Here is a 22,508-nt window from a genome sequence, read left to right on the forward strand (position 1 = left end):
GACGAGCCCATCTTCGAAATCTCCACCGACAAGGTCGACGCGGAAATCCCGTCCCCTGCCGCTGGCGTGCTCACCGAGATCAAGGCTGCAGAAGGCACCACCGTTGCCATCAACACGGTAGTCGCCCTTATCGGCGGTACCGCAGGCGCGTCCGCACCGGCTGCTTCGGCTCCCGCAGCAACACCTGCTGCCGCTCCCGTCCAGGCTGCTGCTCCTGCTGCGACTGCGTCCACTGGTGAAACACCACGCTCGTCGCCGCTGGTCCGCAAGATCGCGAAGGACAACAACATCGACCTCGCCGCTGCGGGCATCGCCGGTTCCGGTTCTGCAGGCCGCATCACCAAGAACGACATCGTCGGCTACATCCAGGGCGGAGCCAAGCCTGCAGCCGCCCCGGCACCAGTTGCCGCTGCTGCATCAGCCAAAGCCGCAACGCCTGCACCGGCCGCTCCTCTGCCGGGCGACCTCGTTCCCATGTCCAAGATGCGTTCCATCATTGCCAAGCGCATGGTGGAATCCAAGGCCACTTCTCCGCACGTCCACACCGTCTTCAAGGTGGACATGACGCGCATCGTCAAACTGCGCGAAAAGGAAAAGAATAAGTACGAACAGCGCAATGGCGTGAAGCTCACCTTCATGCCCTTCATCACCCGCGCCGTAGTCGAAGCACTGCGTAAGCACCCCATCCTGAACGCCGCCGTACAGGGCGACGCCATCAAGTACAACAAGAACATCAATATCGGCATTGCTGTAGCGCTGGACTGGGGCCTGATCGTTCCCGTCATCAAGCAGCTTGAGGAGAAGAACTTCCTCGGCATCGCGCGCGGCATCGTCGACATCGCCGACCGTGCCCGCAACAAGAAGCTGGCTCCGGACGAAGTGGCAGGTGGCACCTTCACCGTCACCAACTCCGGCATCTTCGGCGAGCAATTCGGCACGCCCATCATCAATCAGCCGCAGGTAGCCATCCTCGGCATCGGCGGCCTGAACAAGGAAGCGTTAGTGGTGCAGGACAAGGATGGCGGCGACGTCATCGCCGTCCGCAGCGTGCAGCGCTTCACCCTCGGCTTCGATCACCGCATCGTCGACGGTGCAGACGCGGGCAAGTTCATGACCGACTTCAAGAACTTCCTGGAGAACTGGTCCGAAGACATCGGCTAACCACTAAATCGTTACGAACATTACGGCTGCCGCATTTTGACAATGCAGCAGCCGTTTCTCTTTCCTGCCCCACATTCATCGAGAAATAACCGCTTTCCTCCACACTGTAAGTGCTGCACCGCATCCTACCTTCAGTTCCGCCGGAAAGTGAGAATCAACATGATGACAGAGGAAATCCAGAATACCCCTGAGTTCTTCGCAGTCGAAAGCCTGCAGGATGAGATCAACCGTTCGCTCGCCTTCGCCGGTGAAGACGACCTGAGCGATGAAGACGAGTTGGACGACGAAGAAGAAGCTGAGGCAGACGAAGACGAGGAAGATGAAGAAGATGCCGAGGAAGTAGAAGACGCCGAACAGGAGTAGCGTCCGGTTCCCTTTGCGGGAAACAACAAATGCTCAGCGGAAATTCAGTGCATGGAAGCATGCTTTGGAACTGGTCCGGTGCAGGAACCGAGAGGGGCTCGCTCAGGGTTAACGAACTCCAACACTCTGCGCCAAACGCTCCATGCTCTGCTGCTGCACGCGGATCAATCCAGAACGAGGGCTATCAATATCGTAGATAAGCGTCAATGTCGACGCTAATATCAGCGGCAGCATAATCTGTAGTCCCTTCGTCTTGCCTTGAAAGCTCAGCGCTACCAGCAAACATCCAATCGCACCCATTCCCAGCAGCATTACCCACGCTGGCGCCGGAATGCGATTCTCCAGTGCCGCTCTCCGTTTCTCCGTTACATCGATGGAATCGTTCAGAACTGATACGAAGAGTGCCGACTCAGGATCGCGTCGAAGATTGCTTTCCTGCATCGCGACGTCCCACATTTGCTGCTGTAACCGCGCCGTGTCCTCTGCACTCTTTACAAACCGCTCCTGCGAACGGCCAGACGCAAAAAATTCCAGGCGCGCGTGCACATAACGCGTAATCAGGGCTTGCTCCGCAACGCGACCGTTGTCACTCAATAAAGAGGTGCGCAGCCACAAAGTGCCAATATCATTCGCCTCTTCAATCTCTAACGCCTTGCGCGTGTCATAGCGCGAGACCGCCATGGAAAATGTGAAGCCAAGCAGCAATCCCAGCAGCGCCAGAACTGCAGACTCCAACGTCTTCAATGAGCCTGACTCACGACCAACTCCGCCCGACCATCTCCTTCGAATCCAAAGACCGCATGCATTGGCGCAAACGAAGATCGTGATTGAGATGGCAAAGAATCCGATGGGACGCATGCCCAACATCATAGCGAGCGGCTTAACAGAAAGTGTAATAACTTCTACGTCTGCATAAACGCCATCAGCGCGAGCCCCTGCGCTACAGACGTAAATGCCTCACCACTCACCACGCGCTCTTCGCCGAATCGTGAAGTAAACACGCGTCGCACCGCCGGCACCAGCGAAGTTCCGCCCGTAAGAAAGACGCGATCCACCTGCGCAACCGCAACGCCGGTCTTCTGCAAAACATCGTCCAGCGAACGTTCCATCCGCTCCAGCTCAGGCGCGATCCATCCTTCGAACTCTGTGCGCGTCACCGGCTCCCGCAGTGAAACCGCGTCTGTCTTCAGAACAAACTCCGTCGCATCCTGCGATGACAAATCAATCTTCACGCGCTGCACAGCTTGATGCAGGCGATAGCCAAGATCATGCTCCACCACCGCAATCAGCGCAGCAATCTTCTCCGGCTCCAGCGCGCGTTTCTGTGTGGTGCGCAGCATCTCCATCACCTGCCGCGTCCGCAAAAACGACAACGTATGCCAGCGTTCCAGGTTTGCATAAACCCACGCTGGCAAAGCAGGCAAAACCTTGTTCAACGAGCGCGCCATCGAATCAGAACCCAACGCAGGTGAAACAAGATAGTGCACGATCTTCGCATCAAACGCATCACCCGCCAGCCCCACGCCGGTCGTTCCCAGCACCACGCGTTCCGTAGGGGAAACTCTCAACAAAGAGAAGTCAGTGGTACCGCCGCCAAAGTCACCAATCAGGACAGTTTCTTCCCGCTGGATACCCTCGGCATAGGTATGCGCTGCAGCAATCGGCTCCATGGCAAATCGCACATCAGTAAAACCTGCTCGCAGTAATGAGGCCCTAAGCCGCTCTTCCGCAAAATCATTGTCGCTATCGTTATCCGCGCTAACAAACGCAACCGGTCGACCAACAACTGCGCGTGTCACCTCAAATCCAAGTGCAATGCTGGCGCGACGACGCAGGTCGCCCACCATCTTCGCAACCAGATCTTCCACGCGATAATGCCGACCGAAGATCTCAGTACCGTTGAACGATCGCGCAGCCAGATAGCTCTTCAGCGACTGGATCAACCGTCCCTGCACCTCATCCTCGAAGTTGTCCGTGGCAAGATAACGTTCAATCGCCTCGGGTCCACTCCACACAGAAGCTGGTCTACCAACGCCGATCTTCTTCTGCAGATATAGCACCGACCGCGAAGATCGCGTCAGCGCACCGGCAAACGGAAACTCGACAAACTGCACCGAACCATCCGGCAGCGCAAGCGCCACCGAACTGTTCGTCGTGCCAAAGTCAATACCAACAACAGGCGATGTATCCAGCGAAGCCACGATTCGTTACAACGCAGCCTTTGCGGCCAGCACACGCTCGCGAGCCTCTTCTGCCGTCGCACCCACCGCACTTAGATGTCCCATCTTCCGGCCCTTGCGCGGCTTCAGCTTCTCATACAGCGTTAGCCGGACACCGGGAACAGCCAGCGCCTTATCAAACGCAGGCTGCTTTTCCTTGCCCTCGTCGTCCAGCCAAACATCACCTAGCAGATTTGCAATCGCAGTAGGCTGCACCAACGACACGTCACCCAACGGCAAGTTACACGCGGTGCGAATCGCCTGTTCAAACTGCCCCGTCGTGCATGCCCGCTCACTACCGTGATAGCTATTGTGCGGACGCGGCGCAAGCTCATTCACCAGCAATTGGCCATCGGTAGTCAGGAACATCTCCACCGCAAGCAGACCTTCCAGCCCAAACGTATCGGCAATTTCGCTCGCCACTGATTGTGCCTTCTTCATCAATTCATCGGAGATGCTCGCCGGTATCACGCTCCAGCTAAGAATCTGGTTTTCGTGAAAATTCTCTGCCGGAGGATAGACCTTCACCTCACCATTCGGAGCGCGCGCGACCATCACACTGATCTCTTTTGCCAGATCGAGCGCACGCTCTGCAACGCACGCCGCAGAACCCACATCCTCCCAGGCCTGGCGCAGTGCAGCATCATCCACAGCAGCGCCACCAAATCCCAGCTTCGCCTGTCCGCGGCCGTCATAACCACCGCGCGCAGACTTAACAAACACGGGCCCATTCAGTGCCTTCACAGCTTCAGCCAACTGCTCCGGCGAGCGCACCGAGCGATATGGTCCCACGGGGAAGCCATGCTTTTGCAGCCAATCCTTCTGCTCCACGCGATCCTGAATCACTGCCAGCATCGCCGCTCCGGGCCGCATCGGCGCCCATCGCGAAGCCTCATCCAGACTCGTAATGGAAACCTGCTCAATCTCCAGCGTCACCGTCGAAGATTCACGCGCAAGATTCGCAGCAGCCCAGCGATCATTCCACGAAGCCTCAATGACCTTGTCAGCGATATAACCCGCAGGGCACGCCGGATCGGGATCCAGTACGTGAACCTTATAGCCCATCGAACGTGCTGCAATGCCCATCATGCGGCCTAGCTGGCCACCGCCAAAGATACCGATCGTCGCTCCCGGCAGCACCGGTCCACGTAGTTTTTCCATCAGGTCAGCAGGAGTGGTATTCATGCAGTCGCTCCATCTTCCAGCGTCTCGGCGCGCACAATCGTTTCGCGCTGTTTGCGCCACTTCTCCAGCCGGTCACCCAGCGCAGCATCGGTCGTAGCCAGCACTGCAATCGCCAGCAGTGCTGCATTCACAGCACCCGCTTCACCAATCGCCAGCGTCCCCACCGGAATGCCCTTCGGCATCTGCACAATCGACAGCAGCGAATCCATGCCATTCAGTGAAGTCGCATTCACCGGTACACCAAACACGGGCACGATCGTCTTCGCTGCCAACATACCCGGCAAATGCGCAGCCCCGCCTGCACCAGCAATGATGGCACGCAGACCACGCGGCCGAGCCTGCTCTGCGTACTCAAACAGCAGGTCCGGCGTACGATGCGCGGAAACCACACGCGCCTCGTGCGCCACGCCAAACTCCTTCAGAATGCGGACCGCCGCGCCCATGCACGCGTAGTCGCTCTTCGATCCCATAACCACGCCAATCAGCGGACTATCAGCCATAACATTGATTATATTGGCGAATCCTAGCCCCCTACGGAAAGATCGTCATTCTGAACGAAGTGACATCAAAGGACCTGCTTTCCCTCTCCGCAAACCGATCCCGGAAAGACCTACTTCGCCCAGATGCTCGCATTCAAACAAGCCACAACGCCGTCAATCACCAGCCCTAGACCAGTCGAGAAGGCATCCGCATTCACAATCGTCTTATTCGCAACAGCATCCGCCATCTTCACTGCTGCACTTACAATCTCCAGCGCAGCATTCTTCTTCTGATCGCCGGTCTTCGCTCCATAAACCGACTCAATGCCCTGAATCAGGCTCGGCAGCACAGCAATCCCACGCAGAAACAGCCTCAAGAAATTCATCCTCTTCTCCTAAAAAATATAGAGCCGCCCCATTCGGAGCAGCCCTGTTTTGTCCAACTACCAATCAACTAATGTCGCATCACATCCAGCGCCACATGAAACAACGTCATCAGCACGCTCAGTGCGCCACCCACACCTTTCATGCGCTGCACCGTTCGTTCATGCCGCTCAACACGCTCTTCCAACAAGGTCAGCCGGCCTGGCTGCCCTACACCTTCAAGTCCCTGCGCAAGTAATTCATGCTTCTTTCTCACCTTCATCCGGTAGCCGCCTCGTTTCTCCAAGGTCGATCTCCGGTCTGTTGTGTTGCGAATGTGGCTGGCTCTCGGGCCAACGAGCCACGTCCGCAACGGGTTGTCGTCATACGTGATCTCGCGTCTCTCCCGGGAGAAGGCATAAGGGGGCTTATGCCCGCGCGAAACCCGCAGGTTCTCCGCAACTCATATGCGGTGTCTCATAGCGTCATGTTGGTTTTGCGAAAGTAGTTCCCGTAAAAACCCAAGTCAACGCGAATTCAGGGGAGAAAAAATCGAAAGTCGTAAGCCTTTAACGAAAAAGATGGCGTGGGTATACCCACTATCCTACCCACCTTTTCTTCGCCTTATATTCGCCCCAAGCTTGGGAACTTGGCAAGCTTTTTCTTCCTGAAATCAGTGGATTTCCCAATCTGGAATCCACCCCGAAGACCTACAACTCGCAAGCAGTTGAAACGGAAAGGGTGACTAAAAACGGGACTAACAATGCGACGCTCAAAATGAAGTGGCGTGAACACCCAACCGCCCACTTGCTCCGCCGTCTCCAAACTGCGACCCTAAGCACGTGAAGTTTCTTGGCTTCCTTCTCCTGCTCGTACTCATCGCCCTGGGCGGTGCCGCTTATCTTGTCTACGCCCCGATCACACCGCCGCAGGAAACCTTCGTCGATCTCCCTGTTGGCACAGGCACGCAGACCATGGCGCAAAAGCTGCAGGACGCACACGTCATCCGTACGCGTTATGCCTTTCTGATTCTTCGCGTATGGAAAGGCGGCAATCTCAAAGCAGGTGAGTATCGCTTCGCCGATCCCGCGTCTGCACTCACCGTCTATCAGCGCATCGCACGCGGAGATGTCTACACGCGCGCCGTCACTATCCCTGAAGGCTTCAACCTCTACGACATCGCTGCTGCGATTGAAGCTGCTGGTCTCGGCACTCACTCGGCCTTCCTTGAAGCCGCGCAGAAGAACACAGACCTCATCACCGATCTCTCGCCGAACGCGCATACGCTCGAAGGTTTCCTCTACCCCGACACCTATCGCTTCAGCCGTCACACCACAATGCGCACCATGCTCGACACGATGGTTCGCCGATTCCGCAAGGAGACAGCGCTGCTCGATCTTCAACAATCACAAGCATGCGCCGGTCTCTGCACATCGCTTGCACAGACCGTAACGCTCGCATCACTTGTAGAAAAAGAAGTTCACTTTGACGACGAACGCACACAGGCAGCAGGCGTCTTTATCAATCGTCTGAACCGCAACATGCATTTGCAAACAGATCCAACGGTGATCTACGCAGCGATCCTCGCAGGACATTGGACAGGCGTCATCCATCGCAGTGATCTCGACCGCGACTCTCCGTACAACACCTACAAACACGCAGGCCTACCGCCCGCGCCCATCTGTTCACCAGGAGCCGCAGCTCTCAAAGCCGCGCTGCATCCCGCCGACACAGAAGCCCTCTATTTCGTAGCTGACAACACAGGCCACACCCGCTTCGCCAGCGACATCAATGAACACAACGCCAACGTAGCCGACTACCGCAAAGGCCAGCACTAGGCAGCCGCCCTGCGAACGGAAAAGAGCAGGGTGTGAAATGCAGTGGGTGCCCCACGTCTCGCTTTTGAGACGTGGGCCTAGGGCGAAAACGAGACATCTGAAAATGGGTTTCCCAGATTCGCGAAGCTAATCTAGGCATCGCACCAAAGGTACGATCCAACGCACGAAGTGCGTCTTCTTTCGGAAGGGCAGGGCTTCAGCCCTGCCGTATAGCCGTACCCAACGCCCGGCTTTAGCCGCTGAGGGAGCCTGCTCGGTCAGGTAAAAAACCGTCGCTACTAGACCTTAGCGGTCTTACGTCCCTCAACCTCAATCAACAGATGAATCAGCGTCACCGCGGCAGGTGTAACTCCGGGAATCCGGCTTGCCTGCCCAATCGTCTGCGGACGCACATGTTCCAGCTTCTCTTGCATCTCGCGCGAAAGCCCGCTGATACCGCGATACACAAATGAAGCAGGGATCACATGCCCCTCAGCCTTCTTCAGCTTCTCAATGGAACGCCGCTGCTGCTCCAGATACCCCGCAAACTTGATCTCCGTCTCCACTGCACGAAGTTCATTGCGCACACGCGAAGTCATCACCTCATCCGCATACTCGCGCAGATCGGCAAGCTTCACGATCTCCTCGCGCAAAAATGGAACCAGCATCTCCACGCGAACCTCAGGACGCTTTAGCAACTGCGCATACGTCTGCCCTCTCACAGAAGCAGCAGATGCGACCTCATCGAAGCGCGAAGCGATGAGTCCGTTATCCTGAGCGGAGCGCAGCGCAGCCGAAGGGCCTGCATTCTTCTCACCACCCAAAGACGCATCCACCACCGCACTCTTCAACTCAGCCAACATCAAGCTGACTTGTTGACTCGCTGACTCGCTCACCCGCTGCGTCTCCAACAAAACCGTCATCGCAGCCATGCGAGCCTGACGAGCCTCGTAATCCGCCCACGCGTCATCATCAATCAATCCAAGCCGACGCCCATGCGGCGTAAGCCTGCGGTCCGCATTATCAATGCGCAAGTGCAAACGGAACTCCGCACGCGAAGTGAACATGCGATAAGGCTCATTCGTTCCCTTGCTGATCAGGTCATCCACAAGAATGCCGGTGTAACCCTCTGTGCGATCCAGCGTAAACGCGTCCTCGCCCTTCACCGCAAGCGCTGCATTGATACCCGCCATCAAGCCCTGGCACGCAGCTTCTTCATACCCGCTGGTGCCATTGATCTGCCCGGCAAGATAAAGCCCATCAATCGACTTCACCTTCAGCGCACGATCCAGCTCCGTAGGATCAATCGAGTCATACTCAATCGCATAACCCGGCCGCAGCATCGTCACATTCTCCAGCCCCGGAATCGAACGCACCATCTGCAACTGCACATCGCGCGGCAGCGACGTGCTCATGCCATTGATGTACACCTCGTCGGTATCCAATCCTTCTGGCTCCAGGAAGAACTGGTGCTGCTCCTTATCTGGAAAACGAACGATCTTGTCTTCAATCGAAGGGCAATACCGCGGCCCGATGCCTTCAATCCGCCCCGAGTACATTGCCGACCGATGCACGTTATCGCGAATCAACTGCAACAGCGCAGGCGTGGTGTAAGCAATATGACAAGATACCTGCCGCAACTGCGGCACCTGCTTCGAACGAAACGAAAACGGCGTTGGATCATCATCGCCCGGCTGTTCTTCAAACTTTGACCAATCAATCGTGCGGCCATCCAGCCGCGGCGGCGTTCCCGTCTTCAAACGGCATCCGCGCAACCCAAGCTTCTTCAGGTTCTCGCCAAGAAACACACTGGCAGCTTCCGAAGGAGTACGTCCGGCACTCGTCCGTTCTTCACCGCAATGAATCAGTCCATTCAGAAACGTGCCGGTCGTAATGACAACAGCCTTAGCCCGAACCTCAGATCCATCGCGCAACTTCAATCCAACACAACGCCGCGCAGAAGGCTGACTCGCTGAATCACTGGCTTGCTGACTTGCTGCTTCCAGCATCACATCCACCACTTCCGCTTCCACCACGGAAAGATTGGGAACGCGCGCCAGTACCTCACGCATCTTCACGCGATACAGCGCCTTATCGCACTGCGCACGCGGCGACCACACCGCAGGCCCACGCGAAGTGTTCAACAAACGAAACTGAATGCCGCAGGCATCGGCCACTTCGCCCATCACGCCGCCCAGCGCATCCACTTCGCGAACAAGATGTCCCTTGGCAATGCCTCCGATCGCGGGGTTGCAGCTCATCTGCGCAACCATCTCCACGCTCAGCGTGAACAGCGCCGTGCGCAGGCCCATGCGTGCCGAGGCAGCGGCGGCCTCGCAACCGGCATGCCCCGCACCCACCACCAGCACATCGAACTGTTCCATAACGCCCACCCCCTTATTCTACGAGGGTTTTGCGCATTACTGCTGAGGCCGAAGATCGTCCGTAATATCTGCAGGATCCGGCTGGTGAGATTGCGGCGCAACGGGCTGCGACGCAACAGGAGCAGCAGGTGGAGCCGGAGAAATAGTTGCCGCTGGCGGTGCCACGACTGCTGGTGTCTTCTCGCCCCCAGCATCCTGCGCCGACTCATGCGAAGTCGCGTTACCATCCGCAGCTGACGCTTCAGTATCCATCAGCGTCCCATGCTCAACCGTGGGGTCCTGCATTTCGTTCGGCGCTGCAATCGGGACCGATATCCCTGCAACGCGAATAAAATCACGCGGATGCCCATCCGCCACATCGATGTGATGCAACCCCGGTGGAAGTTTGTCCGGTCGCGGAAATTCAATGATGTATCGGCCCCGCGCCAGTTCCACCGGCTGCGCGATAGTCTTACCAAAATCCCGGTACGAAGTGCCCAACAGCATGCCGCCGCTTAATTCCGCCTGGGTGCTCATTGCCTGCAACGCGTCTGGATCCATGTCTAAGCCACGCGATTGAAAGGGGCTACTCGTCGCAAAGCCATGAATGACAGGAAATAGCGTGATGCTGTGTCCCGTAAGCAGCGAATGGACCTGTTGCGCCATCTGCGGATTCAGCCGGTCCCCTGGCCCAAGCGTCACCAGAATCTTTCTTCCTGGATATTGTGAAAGCTTACCGGCCGCATACATCACCAGCTCCCAATAGGTGATGGGCTTGGGGCACGCTTGCTTGCCACGAGATTTGGAAGGCGCCATGTCCGTGACCACCTTCGCAGTTTGCCGCAACCAGTCTGGATCATAAGGAGCCATCTCCGGTCCGAATCTCCGCGCGCCACATCCATCCATGGCCAGGAAGGAGATGTGATCGCGCGAACGCAACGATTGGATCAGCGGCTCCATCGACTTCGGAAGATCGTTCCACAACGTGTCATCTCTCACGCTGCGGTCCACAATCAGCACAAGATTGATGGGGTCTTCTCCCTCCATGCGAATCCGCGCTGGATGTATCTTGCCAAGTCCTTCGATGGTGACTCTGAAACTGTTGTCGGGAATGCGCGGGACCGGATGCAGCGAACTGTTCAACACCAGGACCGGGATCTGCACCAGATTCACGTACACATGCAATGTGGACTTATCGTTCTCAACTGAGGCCGGGCTTGCCTGTGCACAACAGGGCTGCACAAACGCCCACGCAGCTGCACATAACACCGTCGTTCTGGCAATCCACTGAAGCATGACCGTGGAGTCACCCTAGCACGCTGGATGAATCTTATGCACGCCCGTTAATCAAAGCGCGGCAGATGGCGCACTTCCCCTGCAGGCACAGGCTCCGTCGGCCATCCCGCCTTCAGCCACGCTCGCAAACCACCTTCAATCACATGCACCTTCGTTCCGCGCGTTTCCATGGCATGTGCAATCCGAATGCTCGTCGCGTCTCTCACACACGAGCAATACACATAGATATCGCAGGCGGGGGCCAGCGTCTCGCGCAACGCATCCAGCTCTGCGCCCAGCCGATTCGGCTCCACGCGGATGCTGTTTTTAATCCGCAACATTCCGGGGTCGTAATAGCCGTGCGAACGCACATCCGCAATCACAATGGGATGCGATGGATCAGGATTCTCCAGCCGCCGCACCACCTCGTCTGCGGCGATGCGGTTGACATTGCGATACCGCCGATCACGCAGCGAAACAAAAACCCAAAGCGCCGCATAACCCGCCAGGATCAACAGCGCAAAACCTATGGCAACATGCCCCACCACGGCGAGCGCATCCGTTACCACCTTGATGTAGCGACTAGCGAAATACCCTACCGCGGTCCACACACACACATGAAGCATGGCGCCCATCACATCCAGACGCCAGAACTTCAAGAAGCGCATGTTCAGGCTGCCGGCCAGCGGCGGCGCCATGCTGTTCAGTCCCGGCAGAAACCGCGCAATCAACAGCACGCGCGGGCCACGCTCATAAAAGAAATCCGCTGATCGGAAGATGCAGTGCTCCGGGTCCATTGTCATCCGGCATAGCCGTCCCAGGAGCCACCAGCCCGTCAACCGCCCGCCCGTGAAGAGGATGGTGGCACCGATATTATCCGCAAGAATCGCCAACGGAACCAGAAGTTCTAAGCGCAGCAATCCGCTATGGGCAGCCGCCCCAGCCAGGATCAGCGCCAACCCCGCAGGTAACGGCAAGCCCAGCGAGGACAGCATCAGCAGCCCCAGCACCGTCGCGTATCCATGCGCCGCCACCCACGCCGCCAAACTCATCTCGCCCTGCCTCCAGAAATTCCTGCAATGGTCTTTCCTTGGATGCAGAGTTCCTTCAAAAATCAGCCCAAAGAAATTCGCCTCATTCGTGATTTCAAGAGAGCAAAAGTTCTGTCGAAAATGTAATCGGAGCGAATGCTCAATCGGTAAGGCTTGCCATTCTGACCCTGAGCCTGTGGGAGAATCCCAACGCATTCTTCGCAGCGACACACACTCAAGCCCTCCCAGCCAGCCACCAACCCAAAACCAGCTTCGCAAAGCGAAGCTCATACGATTCGAGGAACCGTCATCTTGAGCGAAGCCGAAAAACCTGCTTTCTTCCCGCGCCACTGGGATTTGGAAGGAAACCAGGAGCGTCTATCTCTACTTCCCCTTCAACTTCCGATCAAAGAACTCCGCCGCAGCCTCATACGCCGCCACCCAGTTCCGGTGTAGTAGAAAGTCATGCACCTCATCGGGGAAGATCTTCTCTTCCACATCGACGCCTTCGGCACGCAGGGCTGCTGCCAAACGCACCGTCTGCCCAAACAGCACATTGCGATCATCATCGCCCTGCATCAGCAAAACCGGAGACTTCCACTTCGTCACATCTGCCATCGGCGAAGCCGCAAACGCAATCTTTGCCCGCGCTGCAGCGTCATACTTCGGGTCGCTGGTCTGCTTCCACGAATCCATCTCAAACGACCAGTCATGCACGCCATGCAGATCAACACCAACAGCAAAATCCGCGGAGTCGCGCGCCAGCGCAAGCGCCGTCATGTAACCGCCATAACTGCCGCCCCACGCACCAATGCGTTTCGCATCCACATTCGGCTGCGACTTCAACCACTTCACAGCACCTTCAATATCGCGATACTCCGAGCCACCAAAGACGCCGTAATCCTTCGCCTGTCGAAACTCCATGCCGTAGCCAGTGCCGCTGCGATAATTCACACTCAGCACCGCATAGCCGCGCGAAACGAAGTATTGATTCAGTTCATAAGCCTGCGCGTAATACTGCATGGGGTTATAGCCCAGCAGCATCTGCCGCCGCGATCCACCATGAAAGAAAACAATCGTCGGCAGCTTCTCACCTGGCTTTACGTTCTTCGGCAAAAACCACTGCCCATGAATCGGCAGTCCGTCACTCGCGGGAAACACAACTTGCTTCGGCGAAATAAAACCATTCGCTGCATCTGCACTCTGTGGCATAAGCGACACGAGCCCTGCACCCGCTTCGCACCGATCGATGTCGGGTTGGTATCCGTTGATTGCGCATGTGTGGGACAGCGGCCCTGCTTTGGCGGTGTGAGGAACGAGTACGACTGGCGCGAATGGCGCACGCCACGTCGCTTGCATCGCTGAGATTCGGCCGTCCGACAAGATCGCTGGATTGGTCTCAAGCCCCGCACCCCACGTGATCGACTCGGGAGCACGTGTAGTTAGGGCCACTGACCAGATATGTTTGCGGTCTATATCGTCAGACTCTTCGGCTCTCTGATTGCTGCTATAAACAATCCGCTCGCCATCGGTAACAACGTTATCGATCTCAAACTCACCCGGCGTTAGCAGCTTCGCCTCTTTCTCACCCGGCAACAGCGAATACAAATGCAACCAGCCTGTCTTCTCCCACGCAAAGACAATGCGGCCATCCTTCATGCCCAGCAACTGGTTCGACGCCACCATCTCATGAAACAGCGACCCCATACCCTTGTCCGCCTGCCAGATCTGCCTGCCATCTCCACTCGCAACGTCCGCCATACGGATCGACCACGGCACCGGCACACTCCTCATCCAGCGCAGATCAAGTTCCGTCACCACAGGGGATTCTCGAATAAAAGCAATCCGTCGCGAATCCGCAGACCACACCGGATCATGATCGATTCCCGTGCCCGGATCGACATACTCCAACGTCTTCGTTGCAAATGTAAACACGCCGATGAAACTGTGGTCGCCGCGATTGGAAACAAACGCGAGCTTCGCTCCATCCAGCGAAGGCCGAATCTGCGACGCACGTCCCTCCGCAACCACAAGCTGCTCTGGTTTCTTTGAAGCATCCGCGACATCCGCAGCATAAATCTTTCCGTCATGCAGATAAAACACACGGCTGCCATCCACAGAGAACACCGGCTTATGCCCCACGCCCACCACGCGCACCGCGCCATCCCAAGTGGCGATCTCCACCCGCTGCTGCACATCCTCCTGCAAGTGCGCGGGATTCGCCGCAACCGGATGCTCTGATCCTTCTGGCCCGGTGCCATGCGTGTAGGCCACGCGCTCACCATCCGGCGACCAGATGATGTCGTCAATATCCTGTCCATCATCCTGCGTGTAATGCGTCAGCGAACGCGCCTTCTCCGTGAGCGAGGCAGCCCATACATTGCGCTTGCCTTCGTCATCCACAAACCACGCCACACGGCTTCTCGCTGGCGCTGCGGTGAGTTGATTCATAAACGGAGCGGACAGAGCATCAGCCACGCTGAAAGGCTTTTGCGCGACCACAGCGGAAACGGAAACAGACAACGCAACGATAGCCAGAAGGATTCGCATGGTCAGTGCTGTGAGCATAACGCGATTTCCCGCGGATTTTGCGCAGCATGTACACGAACCGCAGTAGAATGAGTCCCGAACGACGGCGGCCCGGCCGCCAACATCTCAGCGGCACAGGACACACACGTCATGCATAAGGCACTTTGTTGCACACTCCTCGCACTTGCCCCCGCAATGCTTTACGCACAGGCCCCCGCGGGCGCCATGCAGCACGAAGAAAAAGCGACTCCCATCAAGGACGGCGGCATCTTCGTTTCTGGATGGAAGGCAACCGTTGACGCTGGCGCCATCAAGCAGGGCCAAAGCGAAAAAGACTCCAGCTTCAAGGCCGAAGCAGGCGGATTCCACATCATGACCGGCCCCGCACTCACTTACTGGGATACGAAGAAGTCCCTCAAGGGTGACTACACCGTTTCCGCCACGTTCACGGAAGCGCAGTACATGAACCGCAACGATCACCCACATCCCTATGGCATTGCCATTGCAGGCGAAGGCGGCAACGGCCTCTACTGCGCCGCATACGGCAACGGCACCTTCATCGTGCGCGGCTTCTCGCCCGACGCCTTCCAGATGGGCGGTCGCCGTCCTGAAGCGAACGATGCGGTACACAAGGCCGCAGGCCCAGGCCAGCCCGTAACGCAAACCATCGCCATGCAGGTAAAGGGCGACAAGGTTTCCTGCATGATTAACGGCACCACCGTGGCCAGCTACAACAAGACCGACGTAGTGGCTGATGGCAAACTGAAGTCCACCGACGGCTTTGCCGGTATCCGCATGGCACACAACACCGACGTAACCGTGAAGGACTTCAAGGTTGCGAAGTAACGGACTGTTACGCAAGAAAGGGCGCAGCCTAGGCTGCGCCCTTTTCATTGTTTGAATGCAAAGCCGTTAGGTAATTGGCGCAGGATTAAACAGCGCAAACTCATTGTGCAGACCGTAGTGGTCCGCGCACGTTGTATGCTTTCCGCTCGCCGTATCTAGGATCATCTGAAAGATGCGCTCACCTACCTGCACAATCGTCTCCTCACCCGTAGCAATCGTTCCTGCATCAATGTCAATCAGGTCATGCCAACGTCGCGCCAGTGGTGACCGCGTGCTCAACTTGATCACCGGCGCCATCGCCAAGCCATACGGAGTGCCACGACCAGTGGTAAACACATGCATGTTCATGCCAGCAGCAAGCTGCAGCGTACCGCACACAAAATCACTCGCAGGCGTTGCAGCGAAGAGCAATCCCTTTGTGCTCGCTCGTTCTCCCGGCCCAAGCACACCGTGAATCTGTGAGCGTCCACTCTTGGCGATGGAACCCATCGCCTTCTCCACAATGTTGTTCAATCCACCGGCTTTGTTACCAGGAGTTGGATTGGCACTGCGATCCATGCCGCCATGCGCAAGGTAATCGTCGTACCACTGCATCTCCCGCACTAAGGCACGTGCCACGTCATCATTCGCGGCACGTGCTGTCAGCATGTGGATACCATCGCGTACTTCGGTTACTTCGCTGAACATCACCGTAGCGCCTGCGCGCACCAGCAGATCACTTGCATAACCCACTGCGGGATTCGCTGTAACGCCACTAAAGGCGTCGCTGCCGCCGCACTGCATCCCCACAACAAGATCACTTGCGGGACACGTCACACGTGTGCGTCGATTCAACTCCTCAAGTCGCTTCTCCGCCATCTCCAGAATGGCGGAGACAATTTCCATGAATCCGTGATGTTCTTCATCCTGCAGTGTCACGACATAAGGTGCTTGCTGCAGCACAGGCAACGTTGACGCAGGCAGCATGGATGAAGGCTGCATCTTCTCGCAACCAAGGCTCACCACCATCGGTGCGCCGCCAAGATTCGGGTTCAACGCAAGATTACGCAGCGTGCGAATCGGAATCTCAGAACCCGGCGCATAAAACGCAATGCCACAGCCATAGTTGTGGGTAATGGCGATGACATCGTCCACATTGGGATACTTCGGCAGCAAGTCCTGCTTGATGCGTTTCACCGCATAATCCACTGTTGCCGAAACGCATTGCACCGTAGTGCTGATGCCAAGAATGTTGCGCGTGCCCACTGTGCCATCGGCATTGCGATAGCCCTGAAACGTAATGCCTTCCAGGGGCGACATATCCGGAACTGGCGCACCGCCAAACGGAGCGTCCTGCAACGAAGGCGCCGCGGGTTCTTCCATCAACCCTTCATGCACCCACGCACCGCGCGGCACATCCGCATTCGTGGTGCCGATGGTGACACCATAACGAGTCACCGCAGAGCCTTTTGGCAGATCCATAAGCGCAACCTTATGCGCCTCTGGCACATGCTCCACCAACGTCAATCCATCGTCAAAGACAGTTCCCGCAGGCAAACCGCCTTCATTCACCACGATGGCTACATTGTCTTCCGGTTGAAGCTGTATGCGTAAGGGTTTCATGCGGTGTACAACTTTCCATCCACAAGCCGCGCGTGCTTCGAAAGGTGATCGTCCTGCAACTCAACAGGCAACAACTCCGCAGGAAAGTCCTGATAGCAGACAGGCCTCAGAAAACGCTCGATCGACATGGCTCCCACACTGGTCGCGCGCGCGTCAGATGTTGATGGGAACGGCCCACCATGCACCATGGCATAGCTAACCTCAACACCCGTGGGGAAGCCGTTGATGACGATGCGCCCAGCCTTGCGTTCCAACACCGGGAGTAACTGTGCGGCCAATGCATGGTCCGCAGTTTCCAGATGCATCGTCGCTGTAAGCTGTCCTTCAAACTGGTTCGCCAGCTTAACCATTTCGTCTGCGCTGCTGCATTCAATCACCAGAGCTGCGGGCCCGAAGACTTCTTCCGACAACTTCGGATTCGAAGAAAACTCTGCAGCCGTTGTGGCAAACAATGCAGGCTGTGCCGCCGTGGGGTGCGTCGCCTCAGCGCCTTCGCCCAACTTCTTTACACCGTCTGCTGTACCTAACGCCTCCACACCATGCTTAAACGCCTTCTGAATGCCACTGTTCAACATGGTGGCAGAAGCAGCAGCAGAAATCGCCTCTGTCGCCGCGACCTTTAACGCGTCAAATGCAGGTCCTGCAATGCCAAAGATCAATCCCGGTTTGGTGCAGAACTGTCCTACGCCCAGCGTAGCGGAAGCCACTAATCCCGCAGCAATCGCAGCACCGCGCTTCTCCAGCGCAGCAGGCAGAAGGAACAAGGGGTTAATGCTGCTCATCTCTGCAAACACTGGAACCGGCTGGGGACGCGCCGCCGCCAACGCCATCAGCGCCTGACCACCTTTACGTGATCCCGTAAACGCAACCGACTGCACTGCAGGGTGCTGCACCAACGCTGCGCCCACTTCGTTACCAACGCCCACCAGCAGCGAAAACACGCCTGCTGGTAATTCAAGCCCGGCAACAGCGGCTTGAATGGCGCGGCCCGCAAGCTCTGACGTGCCAAGGTGTGAAGGATGCGATTTCGCGATGACAGAACATCCTGCAGCCAACGCCGCAGCCGTATCGCCTCCCGCCACAGAGAACGCCAGCGGGAAATTGCTTGCACCAAACACTGCAACCGGGCCAACCGGAATCTTGCGCGAACGCAGATCGGAACGCGGTAACGGCTTGCGATCAGGCAATGCCGTATCCACCGTCACATTGAGAAAGCGCCCCTCACGCACCAGCGAAGCGAACAGGCGAAGCTGACCACAGGTGCGCCCACGCTCACCTTCCAACCGAGGGCGCGGCAGTCCACTCTCGGCCATAGCGCGTTCGATTAACTCATCGCCAAGCGCCATCAGATTGTCTGCGATGGCCTCCAGCAATCGAGCACGTGTCTCCAGCGGCGCATTGCGAAACGCATCAAAATTCTGCGCAGCCAGCATACAGGCGCGATCGACATCCTCCAGCGTTCCGCCACCAAAGACCGGCTCCATCTCTGCATTTGTTGCAGGATTCACAGCACGCTGCGTTCCCTGCAAACCTTTGACTTCTTCGCCGCCAATCAGTATTGAACCCGTGATCGCCATATCTCTTTCTCCCGCAACAACGTTACGAACGGCCTTCCAGCAGTTTTGCCAGCATTGCCATCTCTTCTTCTGTCAGATCACTCAACGGCGTGCGCACCGGACCGCAGTCATGTCCCTTCAAACGAACACCGGCCTTCACAATAGACACCGCATACCCCTTGCGGCGATCGCGAATAGCAAGATATGGCACAACAAACTCGCGCATCTCTTTTGCAACATAAGCATGGTCGCGGCGGCGCACTGCAGCGTAAAACGCCGTTGCCCACTTGGGCAGGAAGTTAAAGATGGCCGATGAATACGTTGTTACGCCCATCTCCAGATAGCTCAGCGCAAACGTCTCTGCCGTGGGCAAACCACCGATGTACGTAAGCCGATCGCCCATACGCAGATAGATCTTCATCATCAACTCAAGATCACCCACGCCATCCTTAAACCCAACCAGGTTCGGACACGCATCGCACATCCGCGCCAACGTTACATCGGTCGCAATGGCATTGTCGCGGTTGTAGACAATTACGCCCAACGATGTGGAATCGCACACCGCCTTTACATGGCGGAACAATCCATCCTGATCTGCATTCACAAGATACGGCGGAAACAACAGCAATCCTTGCGCGCCCGCTTTCTCTGCGGCTTTTGCGAACTCAATCGCCGTACGTGTGCCATAACCGCAGCCACTTAGAATCGGCATGTTACCTCCAACTTCGCTGACTGCTGCGCGCACAACGCGGCTGTACTCCTCCAGCGTCAACGAAAAATATTCGCCAGTTCCACCTGCAGCAAACAAGGCAGCCAGGGGCGTCTCACCTAGCCACGCAAGATGCTTGCGATACGAATCTTCGTTGAAGTCGCCATCTGCGGTGAAGTGCGTTACAGGAAAAGAGAGGAGGCCGGAGCCGACTGTCTGCGCAAGTGCTTTAGGATCCATGGTCATTTCGATTCTCACTATAACGTTGAAACATCAACGAACAAGGCACGCCTTCTTCGGGTCAAACTTCCAATTTGGGATCAGATACTGCATCGCTGCTGCATCATTTCGCGCCCCTGCAGGCAAACTGTTATACGTAGCGTGCGCCTGCTCCACTTGTTCCATATCCACTTCCACGCCCAGGCCCGGCTTGTTCGGCACCGTGAGCAAACCGTCCTGAATACGCAATGGCTCCTTCGTCAGCCGCTGCCCGTCCTGCCAGATCCAGTGTGTATCAATGGCAGTGGTGTCTCCCGGTGCGGCTGCTGCCACGTGCGTAAACATGGCCAGCGAAACATCAAAATGATTGTTCGAATGCGAGCCCCATGTAAGCCCATGCATGCGGCACGTCTGCGCCACACGTACAGAACCTTCCATCGTCCAGAAGTGCGGATCAGCAAGGGGAATATCCACGGAGTGCAACTGCAGCGCATGTTGAAGCTGTCGCCAATCTGTTGCAATCATGTTGGTCGCTGTGGGCAATCCGGTTTCTTTACGGAATTCCGCCATAATTTCGCGCCCACTAAAACCATCCTCAGCCCCGCATGGATCTTCGGCGTATGCAAGTACATCATGCTTGCCGCTGCATAGCCGCACCGCTTCTTTCAACGACCACGCGCCATTGGGGTCCAGCGTGATGCGCGCTTCCGGAAAACGCTCAGCAAGTGCAGTGACTGCTTCGATCTCCTCATCACCCGCAAGCACACCGCCCTTCAGCTTGAAATCGCGAAAGCCATAACGCGCATACGTGGCCTCTGCCAAACGCACAATACTTTCCGGGGTCAGTGCTTCCTCATTGCGCAGACGAAACCATTCTTCTTCGGCACTCTTTTCATCACGATATGGAAGATCCGTCTGCGTTCGATCGCCGATATAGAACAGGTATCCCAACACCTCCACCTGCGAACGCTGTCGGCCTTCACCCAGCAGATCCGCAACAGGAAGGTTCACAAACTTACCCACCAGATCGAGAAGAGCAGCTTCTAACGCTGTAACAGCATGAATAGCCACACGAAGATCGAATGTCTGCAATCCACGTCCGCCTGCGTCGCGGTCCGCAAAGGCTGCATGCACACGCTGCAGCGTGGTGCGATACGCCGCGATGCTGGTGCTGACAACAATCGCGCGCGACTGCTCCAGCACTTCGCGAATCGACTCACCGCCGGGAACTTCGCCCACACCGGTGTTGCCGGCGCTATCCGTCAGCAGCACCAGGTTGCGCGTGAAGAAGGGCGCATGCGCACCGCTCAGATTCAGCAACATGCTGTCCTGCCCCGCGACAGGGATAACGCGCATTCCGGTAACGACTGGCGCGCCTTTCAGCTCACTCATACTGCTCTCCCCTGCAACTGTTCCGGCGTAAACTCCACGCGGCGAATCTCACCCACAATCAGCAAATAACTCACGATGGCTGTAAGCGCCATGAACCCCACATACACCAGCGCCATCTCAAACGATCCTGTCTTCTGGCGGATGTAACCAATAATGATGGGCGTAGTGATGCCTGCGGTATTGCCAATCAGGTTGAACAATCCACCATTCAATCCAATCATGTTCTTTGGTGAGACGTCTGAAATCACAGTCCAGCCCAGCGCGCCGAAACCCTTGCCAAAGAATGCCAACGCCATCAACGTCACCACCACGATGCTGCTGTTCGTGTAATTGCAACCGATCATGGTCAACGAGCACAGCATGCCCGCCACAATCGGCGTCTTGCGTGCAATGGACGGACTCTTCGTCTTGCGCAACAAAATGTCGCTAACAACCCCGCCAAGAATGCCGCCCACGACACCGCACATTGCCGGCAGTGCTGCCAGAAAGCCAACCTTCTGCATGGACATGTGCCTCGCCTGACTCAGATAGATGGGGAACCATGTAAGGAAGAACCACGTCAGCGCGGTAATGCAGTACTGGCCAATGTAAATGCCCACCAGCATGCGATTGCTCAGGAGCAGCTTGACGCCCGACCACGTCAGCGTGGACGTGCGCTTCGCTGTACCAGAATCCATGGAAGCGAGTCCACCACCAACCTCAATATGTTCAATCTCCTCCTGGCTTATGCGTGGATGCTCTTTCACGCTGTACACCGCGCGGAACCACAACACACTTAACAGCAGGCTCATCACTCCGCCAAGCCAGAAGCACGCCTCCCAGTTACGCCGGGTCACCAGCCACCCCATCAGCGGCCCGAAGAACACCAATGCAAAGTACTGCGACGAATTAAAGATCGCCGAGGCACGACCGCGTTCAGACGCGGGAAACCAGGCAGCAACAATTCGTCCATTACCAGGAAAGATGGGCGACTGCACCGCACCCGACAGCAACCGCAGAAAGAACAACGCGCCAAACGCCATCGCAACCGGAAGATATCCCACAAAGCCAGCCGCAATGGCGCAGATGGACCAGCCCACGATGCTATAGCCGTACACGCGCTTTGACCCGTAGCGATCCAGCAGACTGCCCGCAGGCAACTGCATGATCACATACGCCCAACTGAAAGCAGACAACAGATAGCCAAGCTTCAGCGCATTCAGGTGCAGATCCTTGCTCAGAGCCACGCCCACAATCGACAGCACCACGCGATCGCCATAGCTGAACGAACTGGCAAGAAAGAGCATTAACACAATCAGGTATCGGATTCGCGTCTGTCGCGACGTGCTCATGCTGGCTAAAATCCTTCTAATTGGACTGCGTGCGGGCAACAGAACTATAGCGGCTGGCACGGACGATT

The 22,508-nt window shown here is 56.9% G+C and carries 19 protein-coding genes; 4 read left to right on the forward strand and 15 right to left on the reverse strand.

All coding sequences use genetic code 11. The features are described 5' to 3' along the window. Window positions 1–1,161: dihydrolipoamide acetyltransferase family protein (locus JAO32_RS16595; protein WP_334242443.1), on the forward strand; the 1,161-nt coding region annotated here is incomplete at its 5' end. Between the two features lie 159 nt (window positions 1,162–1,320). Then, the gene (locus JAO32_RS16600; RefSeq protein WP_334242445.1) at window positions 1,321–1,524 is read left to right on the forward strand and encodes a hypothetical protein; all 204 of its coding nucleotides are present in this window, start codon (window positions 1,321–1,323) and stop codon (window positions 1,522–1,524) included. Between the two features lie 108 nt (window positions 1,525–1,632). Here the strand turns inward: JAO32_RS16600 and JAO32_RS16605 are convergent, their stop codons facing one another. The 6 genes from JAO32_RS16605 to JAO32_RS16630 all read right to left on the reverse strand — a co-directional run bounded on the left by JAO32_RS16605 (window position 1,633) and on the right by JAO32_RS16630 (window position 6,077). Beyond that, window positions 1,633–2,382: a bestrophin-like domain gene (locus JAO32_RS16605; RefSeq protein ID WP_334242447.1), complete on the reverse strand. Its 750-nt coding sequence runs from the start codon at window positions 2,380–2,382 to the stop codon at window positions 1,633–1,635. A 44-nt stretch (window positions 2,383–2,426) separates the two neighbouring features. Next, on the reverse strand, window positions 2,427–3,725 hold the full coding sequence (locus JAO32_RS16610) for an Hsp70 family protein (RefSeq protein WP_334242449.1): 1,299 nt from the start codon (window positions 3,723–3,725) through the stop codon (window positions 2,427–2,429). Between the two features lie 6 nt (window positions 3,726–3,731). Next, complete coding sequence (gene purK / locus JAO32_RS16615) at window positions 3,732–4,928, reverse strand: 5-(carboxyamino)imidazole ribonucleotide synthase (protein ID WP_334242451.1); 1,197 nt, start codon at window positions 4,926–4,928, stop codon at window positions 3,732–3,734. Continuing rightward, window positions 4,925–5,428, reverse strand: a complete 504-nt coding sequence (purE, locus tag JAO32_RS16620; protein WP_334242454.1) for a 5-(carboxyamino)imidazole ribonucleotide mutase — start codon at window positions 5,426–5,428, stop codon at window positions 4,925–4,927. The genes purK and purE overlap by 4 nt, the downstream gene beginning before the upstream one ends. A 110-nt stretch (window positions 5,429–5,538) precedes the next feature. Further along, entirely contained in the window at window positions 5,539–5,793 is a 255-nt protein-coding gene (locus tag JAO32_RS16625) for a hypothetical protein (protein ID WP_334242456.1), read from the reverse strand. A gap of 68 nt (window positions 5,794–5,861) precedes the next feature. Then, window positions 5,862–6,077 (reverse strand): hypothetical protein, encoded by a 216-nt coding sequence (locus tag JAO32_RS16630; protein WP_334242458.1) that lies wholly within the window; start codon window positions 6,075–6,077, stop codon window positions 5,862–5,864. 535 nt (window positions 6,078–6,612) lie between these two features. Here JAO32_RS16630 and mltG point away from each other — a divergent pair. Then, on the forward strand, window positions 6,613–7,608 hold the full coding sequence (gene mltG / locus JAO32_RS16635) for an endolytic transglycosylase MltG (RefSeq protein WP_334242460.1): 996 nt from the start codon (window positions 6,613–6,615) through the stop codon (window positions 7,606–7,608). Window positions 7,609–7,886: 278 nt separating this feature from the next. Here the strand turns inward: mltG and mnmG are convergent, their stop codons facing one another. The 4 genes from mnmG to JAO32_RS16655 all read right to left on the reverse strand — a co-directional run bounded on the left by mnmG (window position 7,887) and on the right by JAO32_RS16655 (window position 14,824). Next, window positions 7,887–9,971 carry a tRNA uridine-5-carboxymethylaminomethyl(34) synthesis enzyme MnmG gene (gene mnmG / locus JAO32_RS16640; RefSeq protein WP_443082612.1) on the reverse strand — a complete coding sequence of 695 codons (2,085 nt, stop codon included), beginning with the start codon at window positions 9,969–9,971 and terminating at the stop codon, window positions 7,887–7,889. Window positions 9,972–10,007: 36 nt separating this feature from the next. Next, window positions 10,008–11,246, reverse strand: a complete 1,239-nt coding sequence (locus JAO32_RS16645; RefSeq protein WP_334242463.1) for a hypothetical protein — start codon at window positions 11,244–11,246, stop codon at window positions 10,008–10,010. A gap of 47 nt (window positions 11,247–11,293) precedes the next feature. Continuing rightward, window positions 11,294–12,277: a VTT domain-containing protein gene (locus tag JAO32_RS16650; protein WP_334242464.1), complete on the reverse strand. Its 984-nt coding sequence runs from the start codon at window positions 12,275–12,277 to the stop codon at window positions 11,294–11,296. A gap of 363 nt (window positions 12,278–12,640) precedes the next feature. Next, window positions 12,641–14,824: a S9 family peptidase gene (locus tag JAO32_RS16655; protein WP_334242466.1), complete on the reverse strand. Its 2,184-nt coding sequence runs from the start codon at window positions 14,822–14,824 to the stop codon at window positions 12,641–12,643. 111 nt (window positions 14,825–14,935) lie between these two features. On the opposite strand from JAO32_RS16655, the gene JAO32_RS16660 reads away from it, so the two are divergent. Beyond that, window positions 14,936–15,631 carry a hypothetical protein gene (locus JAO32_RS16660; RefSeq protein ID WP_334242468.1) on the forward strand — a complete coding sequence of 232 codons (696 nt, stop codon included), beginning with the start codon at window positions 14,936–14,938 and terminating at the stop codon, window positions 15,629–15,631. 66 nt (window positions 15,632–15,697) lie between these two features. Here JAO32_RS16660 and garD read toward each other — a convergent pair whose 3' ends face one another. Genes garD through JAO32_RS16685 form a run of 5 tightly spaced genes read right to left on the reverse strand, consistent with a single transcriptional unit; the run spans window position 15,698 to window position 22,440 of the window. Next, window positions 15,698–17,233 carry a galactarate dehydratase gene (garD, locus tag JAO32_RS16665; RefSeq protein WP_334242470.1) on the reverse strand — a complete coding sequence of 512 codons (1,536 nt, stop codon included), beginning with the start codon at window positions 17,231–17,233 and terminating at the stop codon, window positions 15,698–15,700. Next, entirely contained in the window at window positions 17,230–18,810 is a 1,581-nt protein-coding gene (locus JAO32_RS16670) for an aldehyde dehydrogenase (NADP(+)) (RefSeq protein ID WP_334242472.1), read from the reverse strand. Before JAO32_RS16670 ends, garD begins: the two co-directional genes overlap by 4 nt. A gap of 22 nt (window positions 18,811–18,832) precedes the next feature. Further along, complete coding sequence (gene kdgD, locus JAO32_RS16675; protein ID WP_334242474.1) at window positions 18,833–19,744, reverse strand: 5-dehydro-4-deoxyglucarate dehydratase; 912 nt, start codon at window positions 19,742–19,744, stop codon at window positions 18,833–18,835. Between the two features lie 27 nt (window positions 19,745–19,771). After that, entirely contained in the window at window positions 19,772–21,109 is a 1,338-nt protein-coding gene (gene gudD, locus JAO32_RS16680) for a glucarate dehydratase (protein WP_334242477.1), read from the reverse strand. Further along, window positions 21,106–22,440 carry an MFS transporter gene (locus JAO32_RS16685; protein WP_334242479.1) on the reverse strand — a complete coding sequence of 445 codons (1,335 nt, stop codon included), beginning with the start codon at window positions 22,438–22,440 and terminating at the stop codon, window positions 21,106–21,108. Before JAO32_RS16685 ends, gudD begins: the two co-directional genes overlap by 4 nt. Between the last annotated feature and the right edge of the window lie 68 nt (window positions 22,441–22,508).

The organism is Terriglobus sp. ADX1, from assembly GCF_036877645.1.
Taxonomy (GTDB): Bacteria; Acidobacteriota; Terriglobia; order Terriglobales; family Acidobacteriaceae; genus Terriglobus.